The organism is Ruegeria sp. CDSB113 (assembly GCF_059611045.1).
Map to the genome: position 1 here is coordinate 55,174 of NZ_JBXWOU010000012.1, position 22,201 is coordinate 77,374.

At 51.7% G+C, this 22,201-nt stretch carries 16 protein-coding genes and 2 pseudogenes; 7 read left to right on the forward strand and 11 right to left on the reverse strand.

The genetic code is table 11. The features are described 5' to 3' along the window. Positions 1-35: 35 nt before the first annotated feature. Positions 36-287 carry a WGR domain-containing protein gene (locus AC2FIS_RS18160; RefSeq protein WP_496774782.1) on the reverse strand — a complete coding sequence of 84 codons (252 nt, stop codon included), beginning with the start codon at positions 285-287 and terminating at the stop codon, positions 36-38. Between the two features lie 211 nt (positions 288-498). On the opposite strand from AC2FIS_RS18160, the gene AC2FIS_RS18165 reads away from it, so the two are divergent. After that, positions 499-2,196, forward strand: coding sequence for a DUF6429 family protein (locus AC2FIS_RS18165; RefSeq protein WP_496774783.1), 1,698 nt, complete (start codon positions 499-501; stop codon positions 2,194-2,196). Between the two features lie 156 nt (positions 2,197-2,352). Here the strand turns inward: AC2FIS_RS18165 and AC2FIS_RS18170 are convergent, their stop codons facing one another. The 7 genes from AC2FIS_RS18170 to AC2FIS_RS18200 all read right to left on the reverse strand — a co-directional run bounded on the left by AC2FIS_RS18170 (position 2,353) and on the right by AC2FIS_RS18200 (position 10,167). Further along, on the reverse strand, positions 2,353-2,736 hold the full coding sequence (locus tag AC2FIS_RS18170) for a bactofilin family protein (RefSeq protein WP_496774784.1): 384 nt from the start codon (positions 2,734-2,736) through the stop codon (positions 2,353-2,355). Positions 2,737-2,962: 226 nt separating this feature from the next. After that, positions 2,963-3,214, reverse strand: coding sequence for a ParB N-terminal domain-containing protein (locus AC2FIS_RS18175; RefSeq protein WP_496703981.1), 252 nt, complete (start codon positions 3,212-3,214; stop codon positions 2,963-2,965). A 385-nt stretch (positions 3,215-3,599) separates the two neighbouring features. Beyond that, on the reverse strand, positions 3,600-4,343 hold the full coding sequence (locus tag AC2FIS_RS18180; RefSeq protein ID WP_496774785.1) for a hypothetical protein: 744 nt from the start codon (positions 4,341-4,343) through the stop codon (positions 3,600-3,602). A gap of 549 nt (positions 4,344-4,892) precedes the next feature. Next, entirely contained in the window at positions 4,893-5,927 is a 1,035-nt protein-coding gene (locus tag AC2FIS_RS18185) for a S1/P1 nuclease (protein ID WP_496774786.1), read from the reverse strand. A 72-nt stretch (positions 5,928-5,999) separates the two neighbouring features. Next, positions 6,000-7,151, reverse strand: coding sequence for a ComEC/Rec2 family competence protein (locus tag AC2FIS_RS18190; RefSeq protein WP_496774787.1), 1,152 nt, complete (start codon positions 7,149-7,151; stop codon positions 6,000-6,002). After that, the gene (locus tag AC2FIS_RS18195) at positions 7,144-9,036 is read right to left on the reverse strand and encodes a gluzincin family metallopeptidase (RefSeq protein WP_496774788.1); all 1,893 of its coding nucleotides are present in this window, start codon (positions 9,034-9,036) and stop codon (positions 7,144-7,146) included. The genes AC2FIS_RS18190 and AC2FIS_RS18195 overlap by 8 nt, the downstream gene beginning before the upstream one ends. A 6-nt stretch (positions 9,037-9,042) precedes the next feature. Further along, positions 9,043-10,167, reverse strand: coding sequence for a S8 family peptidase (locus AC2FIS_RS18200; RefSeq protein WP_496774789.1), 1,125 nt, complete (start codon positions 10,165-10,167; stop codon positions 9,043-9,045). A gap of 125 nt (positions 10,168-10,292) precedes the next feature. On the opposite strand from AC2FIS_RS18200, the pseudogene AC2FIS_RS18205 reads away from it, so the two are divergent. The 3 genes and pseudogenes from AC2FIS_RS18205 to cap2-3 form a co-directional block, all read left to right on the forward strand. Next, a pseudogene (locus AC2FIS_RS18205) lies at positions 10,293-10,934 on the forward strand (IS6 family transposase); the annotation flags it as partial. A gap of 139 nt (positions 10,935-11,073) precedes the next feature. Next, positions 11,074-12,261 carry an anti-phage 6A-MBL system MBL-fold protein gene (gene mblB, locus AC2FIS_RS18210; RefSeq protein ID WP_496774790.1) on the forward strand — a complete coding sequence of 396 codons (1,188 nt, stop codon included), beginning with the start codon at positions 11,074-11,076 and terminating at the stop codon, positions 12,259-12,261. Continuing rightward, on the forward strand, positions 12,258-14,555 hold the full coding sequence (gene cap2-3, locus AC2FIS_RS18215; RefSeq protein WP_496774791.1) for an anti-phage 6A-MBL system cap2_3 protein: 2,298 nt from the start codon (positions 12,258-12,260) through the stop codon (positions 14,553-14,555). The genes mblB and cap2-3 overlap by 4 nt, the downstream gene beginning before the upstream one ends. Before the next feature lie 3 nt (positions 14,556-14,558). On the opposite strand, the gene AC2FIS_RS18220 is transcribed toward cap2-3, so the two are convergent. Together AC2FIS_RS18220 and AC2FIS_RS18225 are read right to left on the reverse strand one after the other, a co-directional pair. Continuing rightward, positions 14,559-15,200, reverse strand: coding sequence for a hypothetical protein (locus AC2FIS_RS18220; RefSeq protein WP_496774792.1), 642 nt, complete (start codon positions 15,198-15,200; stop codon positions 14,559-14,561). 368 nt (positions 15,201-15,568) lie between these two features. After that, positions 15,569-16,639: a ComEC/Rec2 family competence protein gene (locus AC2FIS_RS18225; protein WP_496774793.1), complete on the reverse strand. Its 1,071-nt coding sequence runs from the start codon at positions 16,637-16,639 to the stop codon at positions 15,569-15,571. A gap of 658 nt (positions 16,640-17,297) precedes the next feature. On the opposite strand from AC2FIS_RS18225, the gene AC2FIS_RS18230 reads away from it, so the two are divergent. Further along, positions 17,298-18,656, forward strand: a complete 1,359-nt coding sequence (locus AC2FIS_RS18230; RefSeq protein WP_496774794.1) for a hypothetical protein — start codon at positions 17,298-17,300, stop codon at positions 18,654-18,656. 356 nt (positions 18,657-19,012) lie between these two features. On the opposite strand, the gene AC2FIS_RS18235 is transcribed toward AC2FIS_RS18230, so the two are convergent. Then, positions 19,013-20,239, reverse strand: a complete 1,227-nt coding sequence (locus AC2FIS_RS18235) for an ATP-binding protein (protein ID WP_142640314.1) — start codon at positions 20,237-20,239, stop codon at positions 19,013-19,015. Between the two features lie 214 nt (positions 20,240-20,453). Here AC2FIS_RS18235 and AC2FIS_RS18240 point away from each other — a divergent pair. Next, a pseudogene (locus AC2FIS_RS18240) lies at positions 20,454-21,413 on the forward strand (IS5 family transposase). 169 nt (positions 21,414-21,582) lie between these two features. Then, positions 21,583-22,197, forward strand: coding sequence for a HEAT repeat domain-containing protein (locus AC2FIS_RS18245; RefSeq protein WP_496774795.1), 615 nt, complete (start codon positions 21,583-21,585; stop codon positions 22,195-22,197). Positions 22,198-22,201: the final 4 nt, after the last annotated feature.

Below are 22,201 nucleotides of genomic sequence, written 5' to 3' on the forward strand. Positions count from 1 at the left end.
AATGGATCGCATCAACTGACCATGGGATCAAACGTCTATGCTCCGACCGGGACATACCCTCGACGACGTTTTTGTATTTCAAGTTTATAGAGCGCGTCAGCAGCCTGGGCTTCGTCATCATAGGTCACCATCATGGCTTGCCCGTTCGTACCAATTCGTCCCCAGGTGCGAAGGACGGACACTTCCCCAAAAAGCGTTGGCTGCAACTCTATTCCATAGAACCGCGCCATGTTGACGTCCGGGTCCACATGGATCAAGTGGACAGGTGTGGTGTCTGTCAGCTCCATGCTCCCAGTATTGCTTGGCGTAGCCCAGCTGTCCAATGACTTTGCGGTATCTATTCTCTGGAAGCGATTCATATCCGTGATGTGAGGCGGCTCGGGTTTCACCCGGCCTTATCGGTCCGATCGCACCATATGCTGGCTAAAGATCTTTGCATTTTCGCCATGCACCGGATCAGGGTTGACGAGCCCGGCCCTTGTCGCGTCCGCTGTGGGTATGGACATAGATGAGAACAAGGTGGATGAGGCCGTCCTGGCGCTGCTCTGGTTGACGCTGCATGACGAGCGCCGCGCGTGGAAAGGTTTTGACTGGGACGCGCTTGACCGTTTGCACCGTAAGGGGCTGATTTTGGATCCGGTTGGAAAGGCAAAATCGGTGGTGCTGACCGATGAAGGCCTACGCCGCTCCGAAGCACTTTTTGCGGAGCTTTTTTGCGGGAGCCAAAGAAATAGCATTCACCGAGACGGGACCATCCATGTAACGCAGGTCTGCACAAGCTTGTGGTCTGGCTGGCGGTTGCAATCTGCGCTAGATCGCCTCTGTCCGGCGAACAGGGAGAAGCTGAAGATGACAACGGGGAACGATCTTGGTGGGCTCATCGGGTATATCACCCGTGACAAGATTTGGCACGAGCGGCTCGCGGCTGTTTTGGACGAGCATTTTTTACCAAGTCTCGAAGCTTTTGATCTCGATTTCGAGGATTTGGGCGACCTGCTGGGCGATGACTGGCCGATGGTTCTGTGGGGCGGTGGCCTGGAAGACTTGCTGGGCAGGACATTCGGACCGGGCGCCGAAAACGCTGCAGATGCCTATCTGAACGGGAGAGGTTCCAAGGAGAGCGTCCGGACCCGCGCCTACATCAAAGGATTGCGGGACGCACCGGCCAGCCTTTATGAGGTGAGCGAGATAGACCCCGGCAAATCCATGGTATTGCGCGACGCGCTTTCGGACGCAGAGCCGGTCACCGTCCGGGAACACAGCGCAACGCAGATGCTGCAGCGGTGGGATCGCATCGCCGCTCGGGTTGTCATGCAGGGCGATCACTATGTGATCTCGGGGGCGCTGCTTCCCTTCGAGCCGGACACTGTCGCGTTGTTTGAGGATGGGCTCCGCTCCGTGTTGAAATTGAATCCCGACGATGAGCTGAAGCTGACACAGGATCAGCTACACCGTTCCGCACCTCTCTTCACCAATGCCTGGCTATTCGCACATTTGCCGAACTTGCTGGACCCGGAACCACCGCAGATCAGCAACAGCGATGGTGACGACCTTCTCTTTCACGAGATGCGCTTCCCGCTCGCCAGTAAGGTGACGCAAAGCCAGGTCTGGCAAAGACTGTCCCAGTCCGCAGAACTCGTGGTCTCTGGTCAGAAGGATTGGACCTGGCTTGACGTCGGCAACCCGTCCGGCAACACCCGTGGCACCGGCCTCGTGTTGGACAGGTCAATGTCAGGGGCCTCCGTGCTTGGGTCCCTGAACCTGAAAGGCAAGACACTCACACTTTCTGTAAATTCTGCAGCGCGCGCCGATCGCGGCGAAGCCTTGGTCCGGGACCTCCTGGAGGATCTGGTGAAGTCACCGCTGACATCAATTCAGACCGTCGAACAGATGATGGCGGATGACAGCCTGAAAAGCGAAGTGGCAGAAGAAGAGGACATCCCCCCTGCCCTTGCCCGTCAGATTGCCCACGAACATCTCGACCATCACTACCGCGACACGCTTGATCAGCCGATCCCGGCCCTTGGGGACAAAACACCGCGCCAGGCCGCTCGCAGCACGGCGGGCAGGAAGAAAGTCATCGACTGGCTGAAGACAATCGAAAACCGCAGCGCGCGCCAGACCCGCTCTCCTGTTGCAGACTATGATTTCGGCTGGATGTGGGACGAGCTGGGCCTGTCAAACCACCGAAAATGAAACAGGTAACCTACACAGTCGAGGCGTAAGACGGGCAAGCAGTTTGCTGGGCAGCTTCCCAGAAGATGCGCATCGAGCCTCTCAGGTTTCACTCTGAACCAGGCAATCGCATTTGTCTGAAGTGTAACCATGATACTGGTCGTTGGCAGGCATGCCCTACTGCCCGCCCGCGATGTTAACTTTGCCCACAACCTTCGCTCCGCTTTCAGTTGCCATCGTCTTGGCCGCTACATCAGCTTGAATTTGTGCGCTCGATGCAATCTTCAGATCGTCGCATTTCAGGCTTCCCTGGTGCTTGCCATCAATAATGATCTTCTTGGCCGATAGTTCACCGTCGACCGACCCGCCAACCTGAACAATGATTGTCTCAGCGCTAACGTCGCCAACCACTTGCCCTTTGACCTGGATGCCTCCCGCACTTGAGTTGAGATTGCCTTCAATTGTCAGATCTTCTTCAATGATTGAGCTTGCCACGTTGAAACCCTCTGGATGAGACGTTGGCAACCTTAGAAGGAAAGTCGCTGCTTGAACACCTTCCAATCCTAACCATCGTCGTGCTGCTCAAGCGTTCATTTTTTTGGCGAGTTCCACCTAAAATCGAAGGTTTCGGAACGGTCGTCGCGACATGTACCGTATTTACCGATCGGCCAATTCAGCCGCTCATCACTTGATCTTGCGCTGCGGTACGGCTTCCTCAGAACGGACTTTCGCGCTCAGCGTATCAATTGGTTAGGTTTTCAGGATGAAACCTGCAATTTGGATACATTCAGTGTAGCTGAGCGTGAACCAGAAATCCTTCGACTTCAACTTCACCAATAGCGCGCAAAGCCTCAAGCCGGTGATATCCTTCGACAAGAATGTAACCGCCGCCCTTATCGGCGCGCAGGCGTATGGGCGTGGTTTGGCCGTTTTCCATTATGTCGTACGCGATGCGTTCGACTTTGGCGGGATCCAGAGTTTTTCTCCGTTTGACCGGAATGCGAACGTCACAAATGGCATATTTTTCTTTTATAGGCATGATCTCAATTTGCGCGAGAGGGCAGCGTATAGGCAAGCACTTCGGCCACGATATCCACCAATTTCCAATTTTGTCTCATGGCGCCGCTAGATAACAGCCTATGTATAAGCGGCCATGAGTTCGTAATTTACCGAGCATTTAGCCAAATCGAGGGCATCTTGGTGAACCGCCCAGAGCCGACTTTGAGCAATGTGTCTAATTGCTGCGGTCGAGCCCGCTTAGCGGCCATTCGTTGCGCTGCCAAAATTTGTGTCTGTTCCAACTCACAGTCTGCGGACAAAGCCCGCTTTCGCTGCGGCTGCGCCAATGACGGCTATAGGAACCGGCGTTGGTCAAGAACAATCGCGTTCCCAAGCGACAGTGGCGCATGAATTTCGGCCTGCTGTCATAGTTGAAAGTGAATATGATCGTCGTGCCGTGCCGCTCTGCACCCTTGAAACCTAATACGCGGGTGGGCGACACGCAGCGACTGAACAAGGTGCGGTTCTATGAAGGTTTTTCCGACGCGTTCGTCGTTTGATAGAATTCGCAAGACTGTAGCTGTGCGTGCTCCATCGAGCTCATAATCGCGCCAAAGTGGTTGAATAAGACCAAAGTCCCATCTGAGAGTTGGCCATCTTGGCGTGCAATCGGTCGGGCCGGGTTCGAACGCAAAATACCCTATCGGTGATCGAGTTGCACCGGGCAGATAACCTGTTTCGTCGCGGTAAAATAACGCAAGATCAACCTTGTCGCCATCGTCATGAGATAGATGCGGCAGCAAAGGAAACCCATTGAGAAATGGGAAATTAGCGTCGAGCACCAGCGTTTCTGTGCCGGGATACTGTCGATCCAGTTCTTCGGCGGCCTCAATAAGTACGTCTCTCAGTTCCGGGGCCACGTAGTTACGATTGAGCGCACAATACATCCAGCTTTGCACCTGAAGCGAGCCGTTATCGAAGCAATTCAATGCTACTCGGCCAAAGTTTGGTGCAATCCAGATCGCCGCTGTCGTCAAAGCTGCGTAGGCCAGAAGGAACGAGATTATTCTATTGCGGAAGAGAAGCGCGATTAGCCACGCTAGCCCTCCAATTTGGGTAAAAATGGTGAGAAACAGAACTACACAAAAATTGGCAATGAAACGCAGCATGCGACGAATATGCCACCTCGCTCAAGTCACAACAACCGCATGAAAAACCCGCGACACTAATCCCTTGCCAAGGCCCCTTTTTCTTACTCACGATTTTCGCGCCATTCTGACCGAGCGGACGTTCGTGCGCAACGCAGCATCCGGTACATTGGGCTCAGTGCCGACTTCGGAGCAGTCGCAGCATCCGATCGCTAGACGTGCTGCGCGGGGATGAGGACGGCCCATTGCGGACTCTCAGCCTGTCTTGCCAATGCTGCGGACGCAGCCTGCTTAGCGGCCATTCGCTGCGCTGCCAAACTCTTGGTCCGTTACAACTCACAAACGGACAGAGCGAACCTTAGCTCTCACTCAGGCCAAGCTAGATTTCATCCTGCGGCGAACCAACGAAATCGAACCGCAAACGAGACCATTTATAGGATAGATCATCTTTGATCTGCATCTGGCGCGCTCACGCCTACCAGCCACCGGCCTTCCATTGGCTCGTCAATGGGTACAAACTATCTCGAACAATCATAGAACAGCCAAATCAGGTTAGGACGCCTTGTTGCGCTATTGACGCTGAGAACGAACCTCTTCAAGGAGTTCGATCAAGAGTAATTCGATTTGATCCAATTGCTCATGCGACGCTCTCTGATAGTCAGCAGCAGGGATGCCCAATTGGCGCACCACCGTGCTCTGAGCAGCCAAATCGTTCAAAGTGATTGCTGACGGCCCGGAGCTTCCATCATCTAGTATGACATTCAGAATGTGGCCCAACCTTACTCCAGCTTGCATAAGCCGCAGTCGTATTGTTGCCTCGTGCTGATCAAGGTAGCTGTCTGGAGCGTCGACACGCCTGACATCGTTACCGTCTTCATACTCTTCCGATGTCTTGCTGTACCAACAGCTGGTGCCGTTCATGATGCAATAGCCGACGTTCGGATCGCGCGAGATGTCTAACGACTCCTGGGCCCAAGAGATAACAGTCTCAATGCTTACGTCGTCGGAGACCCAATCGGAACGTTGATCGTCAGTGATCTCCGCGAGAAGTTCTTCGGCTACAACAGGGGCATCTTCACCTAGCCTGTTTTCGAGAATGCAACTATCCCAAAGAGCGTGGAACTTTCCAAAACAAGGTGCGCCGACCAGCATGTTGTTGCCCCCGCGGTCATCGGAAAAGGAAACGTGAATCGGTTGATGAACGTCTCCGACCCAATGGCCAAGGTATTTAAGCGCTTCCAGGCGTGTCTGAGGCGAGCCACCCAATGCAAGGTCATTCATGTCGTTCAAGATAGCAGTTACAACACAGTTTCCTGCAACTGGGCAGGGGTCATCAGCGAAACTGGCTTGGTCCCTCGGAAGATTTACGTAATGCTCTCGCCCACGCTTCCGCGGTGCATCTGGCCAGGTACAAGAGCGGGAGAACAAGCGGAACTCTGGATCGAGCCGCATAAGTGCGTTCACTTCAGAGCGCGCCGCAGGGGTGAGTACTTGGTATGCAATCTCACACACAACTTCGTGTCCAGTACGCCCCCATGCGAAAGCCTGTGAACTTAGGCAGAAAAAAAGACACACCATCGCGAAGTTGAGGAATTTGCGTTTCATGGCTGTCTCCCAAAATAACTTCAAGTAATCTGCGACAGGATCGCACCGCGTGGTCTAGGTGTCAAAGACGCATCAACCTGGTGAAAATTTGATCACGATCGAAAGGTTTGACACCGCGTCGCGCGTATCCTTCAGATCCGCAACTGCAGAGATACGCGACAATAGGCTATCAAGCGGCACACCGTTGTATTGACCCTCGAAGGTAGACACCAACGCGACAGGACGCCCACCATTGCGACCGATCAGGGCGGTATCGAAAAGATGATCCGGAGTACCATTGTGGCTACCGTGATGAGAGACTTTCAGAAAATCCACCGGCTCGAGAACTCCGCGCTGCTCCATGAATTGCCATGACTTTTCTTCGGCATCGGCAGCAAACAGCAATTTCCGGTTTTTCCAGTTTAGCATGAATACAATAGAAGAGTTATTGGCCGCCTTGTCGATCATCAACGCGTTCGATGTCAGCCCGTTGTCGCGCGCCGCGACCAGACGATTGAACTCGGACAAAGACACCCCTTGCGGCGGTAGGTTTTTGCGCTCAATCTGACGCGTCTCGCTGTCCACATCAAAGACGCCCGCCACATTCAACGAATGCATCCGTCCGTAATAGACGCTTGTGTCTTCTTCAGGTGCGAGGATTTGAAATGCAGCTTCGCTGAATGGAGTGATTTTATCAACCTCCGCCTGATCCATATCGGCATCCAAATAGTGCACTTTGCTTTTGCTGGCCAACTCGTCACGAATGAGCGCCACGCAATCCTTCGTACTGCGCGGATTGTTAATCGCCAATACGGTAGAAAGTATATCCTCATCTTCCAGGTTAAGGCTCAAGGCAAATCTGAGGTACTCCTGCGCCACCTGAAACCGTTTCCGCGCATCTGGATGGGTGTCGTAATAGTCAGGCTTTGACGATCCCGTCATCCACACTCGGTTAGCCTTGAAGGTCTTGTTCTGGCGCTGTTTCAGTATCGAAAGGCCCTGAACATGGTCCATGTGCTCATGGGTCATGATATAAAGATCAACTTTACCGCCAGTCAGCTCATGAATATGCGCCATGACCTGTTCTAACCGATTGTCGTCCCCGCCTTCCTTCATCAGCGAGTTGCCGCAATCGATCAAAACATCGCGGAAAGCTTTGTTGCCTGAACGTCGGGGCTTAGGAATTCGAACGAGAAACGCATCCCCGAAACCTACATTGTAGGCGTGAATCTCCAACTCACTCATCGGGAAGGTCCTTACGTACCCAACTCGGTAGTGCCACGTCACTACCCTTCGTCATATGAAGACGCTGCGCCATATTTCTCAGCTCGAAGGCGCCGTCACGTTCGATCATGTGTGGGTTCGCGCCTGGACCAGACGACAATTCAATTCGCTCGTGTTTCAGCCAGTGGTCGATAAGCTTGGCCCGAGCTTTTTGCTGCCTTGGCTGTGAAGCCAGATCCTCCAAAGTGTCGCGTCCGTCTGAATTGGTCGTTACCTGCAAGGTAACCGTCTTTGCATCGATGTCGAAGGCAATTGTGGTGCCGTACATGAACCAGAAATCCCTTTCTCGTCCGTGAACTGTCAAAGTCTCTTTCTTCTTCCAGCTGACCTTTAAAATCAGCTCGCGAACGGTGTCTGGTTTTGACTCGTCGGGATCGGAAAAAGCTTCATCGTCCGCGAGCGAATCTGCCATTGCGTGCCGTGCCGCCTTACTTTGTGTTCGCTCAATTTCGTGCTTCTCGGATGCCACGAACAATCCACGATTGGCGACTTGTGGTTCATGAACACGGAACGGGGTGTTGTCTGGAATACGGAAAAGGCTCTTGTATCGATTAACAAAATCGTAGACGCGCCAATCGTTTTGCGACCCATCAAAGAGCTCAAGATCTTCGCCTGAAAGATCTGGCTGGCTGATTGTTTGAGAGCCGGCATGAATATTGCGCCTCTCCAATTCTTTGATTAGCCGTTTCCGGATTTCATCCGTCGCATGAGACGAAGGAAAATGTGCTTCGTCGGCTGCCAACATGGAGCGCGCAAAGTCTGAGAATGCGATTTCACCCGGCGGTAGATAGTCAAGTGCTCTGTATAACACCGTGGTCAACCTGCGGTTGGCGATGGCAACAGAATATCCCGAACCAGAGTATTCTTCTATCCCCCGCTCGAGTTGTTGCTTTTGGAGCACTTCAAAGTTGGCGATGAAGAAGCTAAACATCGCTCCGCTCATAACTTCTGACAATTTGTGCGGGTCGCTACTGCTGACTGGCTCCATTCCCTCGGGAACATCACCAATTTCATCGGGCAAGGCCAGATTGTTGGACAGATTGCGCAAGCCATGAGCACGGCTCCTTCCGCCCGTAGTTTTCTTGTGTGAAAGCTCGCCTATCTCCTCCGCAATCGCACCAATAGCGTTTTTGTCAAGAGCTCCATCGTTCTTGTCCAATATGTGCGTCACAAAATTTCGGGTTTCGAGCGAAACAATCAGTGCCGTGAGATCAGCTACGGCTTCATGCAGCGCCAAGCTTTGAGGCGTTGAGGCCGAGTAAAGATCCGGCGCAATGCCATCTACGATGGCATGGGCTGTTTCATGAGCAACAATATCGGGCGATAGCGCCGTAAACACACCAAGTTGGTCGTCACCATTACCGCTGCTTGGCGGGCCCTGGTTGGCCACCAAAAGAAACTGAACCGAGTGGCTGTCACGATGATAGAACGCGTTTGCCCGATATCCGGCACGGGGCACGACGAACAATTGCTCCCCGTCGAAACCCCATTTGAGCTTACGCCCCAGAACCTTTTCATCTTCAAGGATGTCAATCGTTCGCATGACCGTTCCAAAGCACAGAGTCTGGATGGCACGCACCGTTTTGGTCGATTGCTTGAGCTCATTTCTCGTTACACTCAACCGGTGCATCTTACGGCCACGAGCCGGAGAAATGACTTCCGGGCCGTCCGCCAGCCTGCCAGTTTCTGGATCGAAATCCGTTAGCGCCACTTTCTCGGTTACAAGACCGCTCAGTAACCCGGTAGGAATCACTAAATCCGTGCCCTGAATTCGAAGCTTGGGATCAATGTTATGCTTGTCAGCATAGCGTGGATCGAAGGCCGGATAGAATAAGCGGATCTTCATCAAACTTCACTGCCCAGGGAAGCTGCCCGTGAGCAGCAGAGACTTCGTCAGATCCTTTCGCATGGCCTCCAAAGCGCCAACAGCATTGGCACGAAGATAAGTCTTCTGTGTCGACGTGACATTGCTTTGCTCATCATCACCGTCGAATATTTCTATGGCACCATGGCGCAGCCAGATCACAATCTGATCGACTTCAGGCAAGGTGCCGGTTTCTCTAAGATGTAGCTCCTGCATCAAAAGAACGATCCCCGCGATCACCGGAGCTGCTTGACTGGTCCCATGCTGAATTGACTCGCCATTCGGCCCATCAATACCCGCCGACCTTACAGGCGCGCCGGGGGCAAAGATGTCGGTGTGGCAATCAGCGGAAACATCGGAATGCAGTCTTTGGCTGAACGGCGTCAGATGGTCCGGACCAGAGGTGAACGCCTCAGCACCGCTACTGTAGGAAAAAGGACCTTCGAAAGCATCGTACACGGCTCCAACGCTGATGCAGTTCCGCAAGATTGCTGGGAAGGACATTCCCTGTGCACTATTGTGCGTAAAAAAATCGTTGCCTGCGGCGATGCAAACTGCGATTTTGTTAGCTTTTAGCTGCTCGAGTTTTGCCGCCACCGGATGCGCCACGACAACAGCATCATCCTGAAAATTTCCGCCGTCTCCCAGTGAAGCGCAAATGCAAGAAATCTGGTGCGCATCGGCGTTGTCCAGCACCCATTGTAAGGCGTCGTCAAGAAAAGCAAATGTCCCGCTTCCATTGTCTTCCAACACTTTCAGCGGCAATATTCCCGCGCCAGGCGCAATACCCCTATGGTCTCCAAGATCCGCGGCAATGATACCGCCGACGTTCGTACCATGGCCATTGCGGTCGGTTGCGATATTCGGGTCTCCACCATCGTTGGTAGTAAAGTTTCGATGTGCGACGATCCGACCATCGAAATCGACGTGACCCATGTTCAGACCGGTATCAGCAACGCCGACAGTCCGACCAGAACCAGACACGCCAAAGTCGGTTCTGGCTTTGGATGCTTGCGTCAGCAGATCCACTTCTTGTAGCGATATCGAAAGCTGAGGCTGCGAAAATTGTCTTGGTTTTTCAACTTCTTTGATAACTTCGGGTAGATCAGGCATGTCATCACCCCATTTGAAAATAAGAATCAGTTCAATATAAAGATGTTACCACCGAGGCCCGATGTTACAAAATTTCCCCGATTTCGCGACGTCCGTGTACGAACAGATTTCAGTGTAGTTTCACTGTGGTTCTGTACGCGGTGTATTTCTATTTGCAGTACACAGTGTCGTATCGGGATTTAGAAGAAATCATGGCCGAGTGCGGTGTTCGGGTCGGCCACACCACCTTGAACAGATGGGTAACGATGTAGTCGCCGCTAATTGCAGCGCGAGCGCAATCGAAGTAGCGCCCAACTCTGAAGTTCTGGCGCATGGACGAAACCTATAGATGTGTTCGTGGCAAATGGATATATCTCTATCGCCTTCGACAAGGCAGGAAACACTCTTAAATTCATGCTGTCTGAGCGCAGGAATGGTCCAGCAGCAACCAAGTTCTTCGCCAATGCGCTGTCCTCAAATGGAATTCAAAGCAATGTCGTGATCAACAAAGGTGGAGCCAACGCCGCGGGATTTTGAGAAGTAAAAAAGATCCTGAGGCGATTTGGCTGCCCAGCCAAACTACAAACGATCAAGTCCAAGTTTCTGAATACAAGATCGAACAGGATCACCGATAAATTAATTGGAGTATCCGGCACATGTGCGGGTTCAAATATTTAGCATCGGCATCCTCGACATTGGCTGGCATTTAAGTTGCCAACATGACCTGAGAACAGCAATTCCCCTGTACAACGACATCCGGTTTTCGGCTGTTTACTGAGATCGCGGGACAAGCGTCTCCAAAATTTCGCGGACACTGGTCCTTCCAAAAGTTTACGACACAACCCCGGGTGTTCTCGGACACAAGACTACATGCGCAAACCAGTGCACCAATAACACCGCATCTAGCGTAAACCAAGAAATTTTTTTTTGGAAACACTACATCTGGTACTTGAATCTCTCATCCCAGGCTCTCAAGTGGTAAACAATATTTTTAAAAAAGTGAGGCCAATTATGTCGAGCCAAAAACTCACGGTATTCTCATGTGACAACGGAGATGCCTCCCTTATTGAGGCTCACGGCTGGGTCATCATGACAGATGTAAATTACCGTGCCGACGCCAGTGACGAGGACAGCGACACGCTGGACTTTGCACCTAAAGTCAGAAGTGCTTGCAATGACGATAAGCTCGACATTTTTGTTCTGACCCATCCTGACGAAGATCACCTCAGTGGCTTTGGTGACATCTTCCATTTGGGCAAACCAGAAGACCGCGACAGCGACCCGGACGAAGGCGATGTTCTGATACTGATCGACGAGATTTGGTGCAGCGAATATTCCGCCAACCCAAATTACACGACAGACAAATCCAAACCGGTCCTGGACGAAATCAAGCGCAGGAAAGCGCTGCAAGGAACACAAGCAGGGAGCAAAGATGGAAACCGGGTCAAGGTTCTAACTGCAAGCTCAGGCGCTAAGAACACGCTCTGTAATGGGATCGAGTGGCGGCTTCTGGCTCCCAATTCATCCGAAGGAAACATTCCCAAGGCGAAAGAGGGTGAGCCCAAGAATTCATCTAACCCAGCCAGTCTTGTTATACAGTGGACGGTTAAGATACGGGGGCGAGAATCCGTTTTTGTGCTGGCCGGTGATTCAACCGTCGATATCTGGGAACGGCTCAACAAAGAGATGACTGATGAGCAGCTTGAATGGGATGTTCTGCTCGCGCCACACCATTGTTCCAGACATTCGCTTGGCCGCAAAGTATTTAAGAACGGTGAAGAAACCTTTGAATGGTCCGATGGGGCGTACGCAGGTTTAAGTCACCCGAGGTCTGGAAAGTCTCATGTTGTGGCAAGCTCGCGCAAGTTTGGCCAAAAGCACCCTCCTCACCCTGAAGCACGCGACAAGTATCGCAAAATGCTCGCGCAGGGAGGCGAAGTAACCCAAGCCGTGCGAGATCGGTTCAGGTGCACAGCCGGGGCACATGGCGATAAGCCGAAAGATGTTGTGTTCAACTTCACCGCCAGTGGTATGACACTCGCTGTAGCACTAACATCGCCGGCAATCGGGTCTCCCGTCACTTCCGCAGCGGCAGGCGGCGGCGGATACGGATGAGTGATGACAATAGGGCGGTGTCCGAGCATCCAAGAAACGTACTGTGGGAGTTATCCCGCATCAGTTGTTCTGGGCCGGTAATTGAAGAAAGCATCAACGCCTCCGAATCTGAAGATGGGCGCTTTGTCGTTGCATTTGAGATAAAGACTGACCTCCTGCTTGAAGAGCAGGAAACCTGTATTCTTGACGTTGAGCCTGTTGTCTTTCGCTATCCCAGAAAAGAACTTGTGGGACGCGCCGCGCCGATCGTTTCAACTGGAAGGCCCAATTTTCCACGAAGCTTACAACACCTCATAACGTCTGGAGCAGATGAGCCTGCCGTTTTTTGCTTGGCGCGCAGCGGTCTGCAGCCCATCTATGAGCACGCCGGAATTGAGGGTGTCGTTGCCAGGTTGGTTGACTGGTTTCGCGATGCGAAGACAAAATCCTACCATGCCGATGGCTGGGAGCCGGTGCCAGTTGTATGGCCTGAAAACCCTATCTTGGGCTATCTAAACCCTAGAATTCTTCAAGAGCACGCCGCTGCAAACCCTAGCGGCGGTTACGCGTACATCCGCGCCCAGATAAATCGCAATTACTTGAACGGGGTTTTCATACACGCCGAGCTTCCAATAATCGACTTGGAGAATGGTGAAGCGGTAAAAAAAGCAAAGGAATTGTTTGGTACGCTTGAGGAGGATAAGACCTCTCACATCCCAGCAGTATTCTGTTGGGCGAACGCCGACGAACAAGACGACTTTCCCTACTTCAACACGTGGACGAGCGTCGAAAGCATCGTCCAAGGCACCAAGAAGGCGAAACTCGCTCCGCATCTGACCACGGCGATGAACCGGCTGGAAATTAACTTTGGTGTCGACTGTGACCGAGACATGGCCGGTCACCGCGCGGTTATTCTCATCCTTGGGATCTGGCGACCCGTTCCAATCGACCCCACAATCGTTGGCCTGGCTGAAGACGCTAATGCACGTCGATTGGAGTTGCGAACTTACTACCTACAACGCGACCTTGCCGACTACTGTAACCGCTGGGATACCAAGTCAACAGTTCAACCATTTATTGGAATGGTGCCACCAATCAGCGAAACTCTTGCCGCAGTATCAGGGGAGGAACCGCTCCCGTCATTCACTTTGATCGGTGCCGGTGCTCTAGGGAGTGCATTCGTCGATTATGCTACCAGAGGCGGTACGACAAAATTCTCTGTATACGATCACGATATGCTGCTCGCACACAATTTGGCGCGTCATCGTGGAACAGAAGAGCTTATGCGGTATGGCAAAGCTGACGTCGCTGCAGTAATCGCCAGTCAACGTCTACAAGGGACTCAAGTCGAGCCTCACTCGGAGAATTTCCTTGAGGTCAAGTTCGAGAATGTAACCGAGGAAATCAACAAGACCGATCTCTTGATCGACACATCCGCGGATGCGCAGGTAAGACGTCGTCTCTCGATAGGCTGGGAGAGTGGCGCGAAAGTTCTAAGGTCAGAGATTTTTCACGAGGGTCGCCTCGGTGTCAGCTATCTCACCGAGTTGGGCAGCGACCATAATCTAACAATGATGCATATGCAGTTAATTGCGCACGCCGAACAAGACCCAGCTGTCAGGGATTGGCTTAAATATGAGGCGACACAGTCATTTTTGGACAGCGAACTTATCCTTGGCTTCGGTTGCAGTTCGATGACCACAAAGATGCCCGCTTACAAAGTTGATGCCCACGCATCGTCATCTTTTGCCTTCTGCAAAAAACATACACCGGAATTCTCGAAACCTGCGGTGCTTCTGAATAGCATCGATGAAAATGGACTGCCTCTTGGGGCGACAGAGTGGTACCCTTCACCCGTCACAACGTTTGGACCAAGCGACGAAACGGCCAACTGGAAAGTGCTTGTTTCACAATCCGTTTTGGAAACTCTGCACAAACTTAGATTGAACCACGCGCCTGATGAGACAGGCGGATATCTCTATGGCGGTATAGATGAATATCTGTCGCAAATCTACGTCGTTGCAGCATCCAGCCAACCACCAGACACAACCGCATCGCCAACGTATCTACAGCTCGGTCGCTGGGGCCAGACGCCTTGGGAAAAAAGCTTCGTTCGCAGAACAAAGAGACGTCTCGCGGTTGTTGGGACATGGCATTCGCACCCTAACTCGACACCGATTGCGTCGAGCCGAGATTGGCAAACTGTTAACGGATTCGTTGCGGAAGACTTGTTGCGTGCACTTCCCACGCTCATGGCGATAACGGGTGCTCAAGAAGACCGCATGTACGTGCTGGACGCCACTGTCGAAACTTGAAACCTATGCGGCAGATGATGTGGCCGGAGTTCGAAGGTACTCGGCAAACGCTTCACGCGCGTAGTGTTTCCCAAAACGAACCATACGAATTGTAAAAACTAGCGCAGTTGCAGCAAGCAGCAGGGCGATAGTGTATTTGTCAGGGCGAAAAACCAATACCAATGCTGCCCCAATAAGAAACGCGACTGCGGTGCCACGCATCAAGCCGTAGCTGCGGTTAAACTTTTCTATACGGTCCACACTTCCATGCTGACGTATGTGCACGAGCAACTCGCGCATTTGACCCCGCCCCTCACCAAACGCTGTGGCGGTTTTCTCACCAAAGTCACTCTTCAGCTTTTGTTCCAAACGCTCGCGTTGCTCTTGGTTCAATAATCCTGAAGAGGCGTTCACTACTGCATCAGTGGGCCATCCGCCCAAACATTTCCATACAATGGTCTCCCAAGCGTTTCCCCCGGCCTGGACAAAATGGCCCGCGATGAATGCTAGTATGAGAACTAACCCAAGGTCACCTAAGCTCAGGGAAGTTGTGATGCTCGGTACGAGGTCTGGAAATATCAACGCAAGCGTTACCACCAGAACACTACCCGGCACAATCACGCCAGTATATTCGTATAGATCAAACTTCATTTCGATGTCTTCCACCTGACTAAACGGGTCCGCTGGTTGTAACTCAACTACAAAACCACTTCGAGCTAACTAATCCAGCGTACGGCAGTTTTCTGTATTTTTAGCACAAACTTGGAGTGGCTTTCAGCGGTTCATATTTCTTCTTCAAATAACCAGAATACCTATTGGGTATTGTCACCCACAATCGAGTTCGAAACTTGATGACCCAGTACCACGCGAAACTCCTCTGCAGTCGAAATAGGTCAGACTCTTGAACGCAAAGAACTTGGTACCTAGCGTTCAAACTGGCGAGATAGTGGCTTCAAGATTCAAACATGGCTTTTTCATTTCTCGACCGGCTCGCCGGCAACATACATACGAGGTAAATAGCAAGCTCTCGTGTCTTATTCTTCCATGTCTTTTGGGTAATCCAGTCGCTCTGCACGCGACCAACCACGGTCTGGAGCGTTTTGGTATGTGTGTAACGTACCCGAGGGTTGATATACGCTGGCACCTCGGTGAATTAGCGCGCGAACCACGGCTTTGCGGGGATGGTTTTTGTCATTTCTGTTTGCAGATATTATTGCAGTGAAGTTCCCGTTTTCTGGCTTTGAATTCAGCTTTGGTCCGAGCCACTTATCCAGAGTTTCCGGCGAAATGTTTCGGCGAGATCCGTGGTGCGGTACATCAAAGCGGTCTATGCCTGGGAGATCTACGCCCATCGAAATAGCATATTGGTATGCTTCCTCCAAACCGTCTACGCCGACGTCGCCAGTCAGAAGGATCTTTTTTCCGCAAAGCTCGGAAAACTGCACGATACTGGTTTCATTCTCCGCACTCGTTCCCTCTGTGTCTCCCTTGAGGTTTTCTTCTCCCCACTCCACGACCATATTTCGTACCGCTCTAATAGCCCGCTCAAATATGTTGCCCTCAATAGCGGAGCTTCTCTCGGGTTCGGGTGTCTTCTCAGAGTCGACAATCAGATGAATGTATCGATGCTTGCTAGGAGCAAGAACCGTAAATTCGCCTATTTGTGAACCTTGAAACGCATCGTATATGTCGATGCCCTTCTCAACAGCAATTTTTTCCAGATCTGCTGTGTATGGAAAGTCCCTCCTAAGTCGTTGAATAAGCCCATTGCGAGTGTACTCGTAGTCAAATAGTGGAAGAAGCTCGTCTACGTGCTGCCAGGGCCTGTTCATCCAAAGAACGCCCACATCAAACTCATCCAAAACTTTTTTAAGCCCAGATGCGTGATCTCCGTCTGGATGAGTCAATACAACGTGGTCAATAAAGCCCGGGTCATCATAGTTTTCTTTGATGTTTTTTATGAGCTTATCTCCATCGTCGCTGTAACCACCGTCAACAACGTGGATCCATTCCGTTCCATCGTCATCTTGGTAGCGAAGGGAAATCGCATCACCACTAGCCGAATTTCCTACTTCAATAAAATCGATCTCGAAAAACTTAGTCACACCTGTATTCCCATTATCGGTTCACCAAACAGAATATGTTGCCTGCTTCAAAGTTGTTGAAAAGCTTACAAACCCAACAATTGACAGAATGGCCAAGTGAGTTTTCGCACCTTCCAGTGAAAACCACCTTCGCAATCTTTGTCGATAAATCCCTCACCGTTATGGTGTTCTGTGATCACCTACATAGCCACTTCGACTTTATTCTCAGTCTGAAGCTAACTGATTGTCACAACTGCGTAGTTTCGTTTGGTTGCCTAGTTACTCTGTCTTTCCAACACGCTGCTCGAGCGTATTTTCCTATGGTTTCTTCCACTCTTGGTTCGAAGGCGCCAGTTTTCAGCGATTGCCTGTACTTACAATGCTTTGCACCCATGAATGGATAGGCATGAAATATTCCGAAAAACTTTGATTAAGATCAACTCTTGACTCCGGTTGGACCCGAAGGCCGCATCCGAGCTGTATCTGTTATGCCGTCAGCACAAAGCATCTAGGGTTAGTTGCCCAGAACAGGCATTCACCATCCGGCTGAGCAACTCTCATTGTGCAGTCGGGACCACCTAAGACGACGGTTCTGCGTACTCGTTTGAAAACTTGACGGAAAGCTGCGGTGGCTGTCTATTTGAGGCATGACATTCAATTTCAAGTTGTAGGCGCATAGATGACTGAAAAGTTGCCGGATTACCTGGCTCAAGGCGAAGCTGCCCGTTTGTTCCCCGTTCTATCAACCACGTCAAAGGAAGGCCGCACAACGTCCATAGTGTTGGCCTGTATGGTTCAGATTGAAGAGATGGGAGCTGCGCTGCTTCAATCAATAGGCCAGAAGCGCGGAAAACGGGCCCAGGTTCATGCTTTCACTGAGGTGGTGTTCAAGAACCAGTCCAAGACAATCAAGGATCGGCCCGACGGATTAATTGTCCTGAAGGTAGGCTCCCGCGAGTGGAAGGCCCTTGTTGAAACTAAAGTTGGGAACAACACAATCGATGCTGACCAAGTCGAAAGATACCGTGCTCTCGCAAAAGAGAACGGTGTCGATTGCGTCATCACGATATCCAATCAGTTTGCAACCACGCCGGCTGCTCACCCTGTCGAGGAAGTCAGGAAAAGCAGGTCCAAAATACCTGTGTATCACTGGTCATGGATGCATGTTGTCACGACTGCGGAATTGCTCATCAGCAATGAGCAGGTCGAAGATAAGGACCAACTACTGTTACTGAATGAGCTTCGGCGCTTCCTCAACCATGAGAGCGCAGGCGTGCAAGGCTTCCATAGGATGCCCAACGAATGGGGCGATCTCAACAAACTGGTGTCGTCTGGCGGCATCATTCCAGCGCGGTCGCCAGAAGCTCAGATCGTGATTGACGCTTGGCATCAGGAAACACGCGATCTGTCGCTCATCCTGAGCCGCCTTGTTGAAACCTCCGTCAGTGAGAAACTGCCACGCAAGCACATCAATGATCCGGCACAGCGGAAAAAGGATGAGTTACTGATGCTTCGCGAACAACACCAGTTGCAATGCACATTGGATGTCCCTGACACGGCCGCCCCTATCGAAGTCACCGCAGACCTGAAGCGACGATGCGTCGACGTCGGTATGACCATCCGCGCGCCTGAAGATAAGAAGTCGACCAAAGCCAGGCTGAATTGGCTTCTTCGTCAAATCAAGGTCGATAACATGGAAGGGCTGTACATTCGCTTGCTTTGGCCTGGTGCCAGCGAGCCGACGCAGCACTTGGTCTCAGAACTCCGAGAAGACATTGATATCTGCCAAGAAGGCAAGGACCACCTCGTTACGCACGGCTTCCACGTTTTCCTATCCAAACGCCTTGGTGGTCGTTTCATACAACAGGCCAACTTCATATCCGACTTAGAGGAAGTTGTTCCTCTATTTTATGGCGAAGTCGGCGCAAACCTCTCCGTCTGGAAGAAAGCTGCGCCTAGGATCAAACATGACAAACCAACGGCGGAAGATGTATCGATAGATGCTATTGCAGAGGATGCGGAGGATTTCGAAGGCTGACTCGGACCGTGAGTGCTTACCAGTCAAAGACGATCAAGGATGCAAATCCCGACTGCCCGTCACACCCCACTTTGTTTGGTTGTCTTCCCTCTCACGATAGAAGTAGTTCAGAGCTTTAGGAACCCGTAGCGAGTATCGGTTTTCCGCTTGACGGTTATCGCTCTCAGTTGGGCGGCCTATTACTTTTCATAGATCGAAAATTTGGCATTCTGAAAGTCTGTTTATATGCTGGTGCAATGCGTTGTTAGCCTCCGCAGCGAAAGCCCGCTTTCCGCCCTCTGTGCCGAAAGCTATGTGTTGCAAATGGAGATAGCGATGGCTTAAGCCCCCTGCCCTCCAATAGCTTTGCGCATCTATTAAGTAGCCGCCCACAGGCTCGATAGAGGTGCCGCAAACATGTTGTCTGCAAAGGGTACAACCTGATCGTGGTCGTAGAGAACGAGCCCTTGAACAAATTTGTCACCACACGCTTCTGCCAATTTGCGCATCCCGGAAAAGTCGCTGGAAGTAACCGTTGCAGACGACTTCACCTCGATCCCGACGATCTCCCCACGTCTGTTTTCCAGAACGATATCTACCTCGTTTCTGTCTTTGTCGCGGAAATGAGAAAACGTGCACCTTTGTTCGCTCCAGGTGGCAATCTTGCGCAACTCACTGAACACAAATGTTTCCAGGATCGACCCGAAGGGTGTCTTTTCCTTTTTGACAGTATCAGGGGTGACGTTGCGCATCGCTGCAAGAAGTCCTGCATCAAGAAAGTGCAGCTTGGGGGATTTGGTGAGGCGCTTCAGACGATTTGTGAACCACGGCTGCAAACTGTGCACGAGAAAAAGGCTTTCGAACACGCGCATGTATTTCTGGGTGGTCACATGATTCAACCCAACGGCGGCACCTAACCCCGAATAGTTGACCAGTTGACCGGAATGCTCCGCGAGAACTGCCAGTAGTTTCGGCATGATGGCGAGCTGTTCGATCTGGGCCACGTCGCGGACATCCCGCTGGACAATAGCGTCGACGTAATCGTGGTACCAATCCTGCTTTCGTCCCCATCTTTTCCGTCCAAGTGCCTCAGGATAGCCACCAGAAAGAACTGTCTCTACAAGGTCATCTCCGATGACCAGCTTGTCTACTACAGGGTTCTTTGCGTCAAACGCCCTGTCGATAAAGCCCGATTTTGTTTCAAGGATTTCTGTCTGGCTGAGGGGGAGGAGACGAACAATTTCCATTCGACCTGCAAGGGAGTCCGCGACCTTCGGTATGGTCATGAGATTGGCAGAACCGGTTAGCAGAAACCTCCCTGCCCTTCTGTCATCATCCACCGTTTTCTTAATTGCCAGTAGTAAGTCTGGTGCCCGCTGAATCTCGTCGATTACTGCCCGATCCAGTCCTCGTACAAAACCGACCGGATCATCGACAGCTGACTGCAAGACGGTCGCGTCATCCAATGTTAGAAAAGGAACCTTGTCGGAAGCGATGTCTGTGGCAAGCGTTGTCTTGCCAGACTGACGGGGTCCCGAGATAAGAACAACACGCGTGTCCGACAACGCCTCTTCAATTCTTGTTTTAGCGAATCTTGGATACATGCTTGAACCATCTCATTCTGACCGATTGAAAGTACGGTCACGACCAACTGAAAGTCAATGACCGACTAATTGAAAACCGCGACACTGAAGACTGAAAGCGCTGACTGAGTTTTGGTCGCCATAACAGGTGTACCTTTTTCATGGTATCTTTCAGTCGTCAGGACGACGTTGTTGCATGGATCGCCGACGCTCACTCTGACGCGAGCGGCGATACATGCCCTACAAATTCAATAATGCCCGTCGCAACAAGTTTCCCAAGGCAAAGTATCGTGTCACGAACTGCTCGGAATACAACGAAAGTCTCCGGCGTCGAGGTGATGTGACGATCTGGGTTTCTGATGATGTGGTGAAGAACTGGGCTTCGCCACGCCACAAGACACGCGGCGGTCAATCGCTTTACTCAGATCTGGCAATCGAGATCTGTCTCACTCTGCGGATCGTGTTTCGACTTCCGCTCAGATAAACTCAGGGTTTCATGCGGTCGATTGCCAGGCTGATGGGCATTGACCTCGTAGTGCCGGACTTCTCGACCTTGTCGCGACGCGGTAAGGGAATGAAGATTGTCCAAATCTGGCGCGCCGCAAATAAGCCAATCACCCTCATTGTGGACAGCACAGGCCTGAAAGTGCGTGGCGACAAGGGCTGGCATGGAGAAAAACACGGCATCAGGAAGGCCCGCAAAACATGGCGCAAGCTCCACATCGGGCTTGACCCGGAAACCGGTGATATCGCTGCAACGGAATTGACCACCGAACATGTGGGCGATGAAACGGCACTGCCAGATTTGCTAGCTGACACGGGTGTTGATGTGAGCCGCTTTCTGGCGGATGGAGCATATGACGGCCAAGGTGTTGCAGACTGTCTGTTGGACAAGTTCGGATCCAGGATTGAGATCATTATACCCCCACCTAAAAACGCGGTTCGCGGCGAGAATGCACGGCGCAATCGACACATCGATGCCATCGCTGAACATGGCAGAATGAACTGGCAAAGTGAGACGGGATACAACCAGCGATCACGGGTTGAAGCCCAGATCGGCAGATGGAAACAAGCTATCGGCGATCGCCTGCAAGCGCGTGATTTCGACCGGCAAATAGCTGAAGCGAAAATTGCATCAAAAGCGCTCAACCGCATGACATCTCTCGGTCGTGCGGAGTACGAACGCGTCTTCTAACGTGATGGGGTATGGGGCAAATTCGTCTCAAACCTGATCCATGCAACACGGTCACTATTTGCTATAAAATGAAATGCCTTTTCAATCTGAATAAGACAACACCGTTGCAAACCGTAGCTGGACCGAGGCAATATCATAGCGATATCGGTTTGTTAGCGAGAGAAGATTTATGAAGCATTTGATCAGTGCCTGCCTGTGCCTTGCGCTCATCCCAGCGGCTCTTATGGCCCAAAAAATTGATATTGAAGCCATTAAATCAACGGCCAAGACAGATGCCAGCGAGTTTTCTGAACTTCGGGCATTGATGCGCGACGATGATCCGAATGTCAGGCTTGCCACGTTCGATGCCCTAGTGGCACATGGCGATCCTTCGCTCTACGAAATCGCTGTTTCAATGGGAATTTCGGACATTGATGAGATTGTTCGAGCACGTGCACTTTGGGAGATGTTAAGTCGAACACGAACTCTCGCTATTCTGGTTGACCCCGGCTCCGAGGTCACCTCGCAAGAAAGTCAAAAAGCGCTCGCAGAAACATATCAAGGGCGAATGAGTTTGCAGGTAGCCACAGCAATAAAGCAAGAAAACTGCATCAACTTGTATTACGAGCGAGAGAATTGCGTGGCCGGGCACAATCTGACGATTAACGGTACGCGAGTGAGCTTTGTGTACAGTAGTCAGGATATCGACGGGACACTCAAACTTGACAGCGACGGCGCACTTCGCGGGATACTTCGCAACACGAGGCTGAAGATCGACTTCCCGGTTGAGATCCCCCTGCGTTAAATGC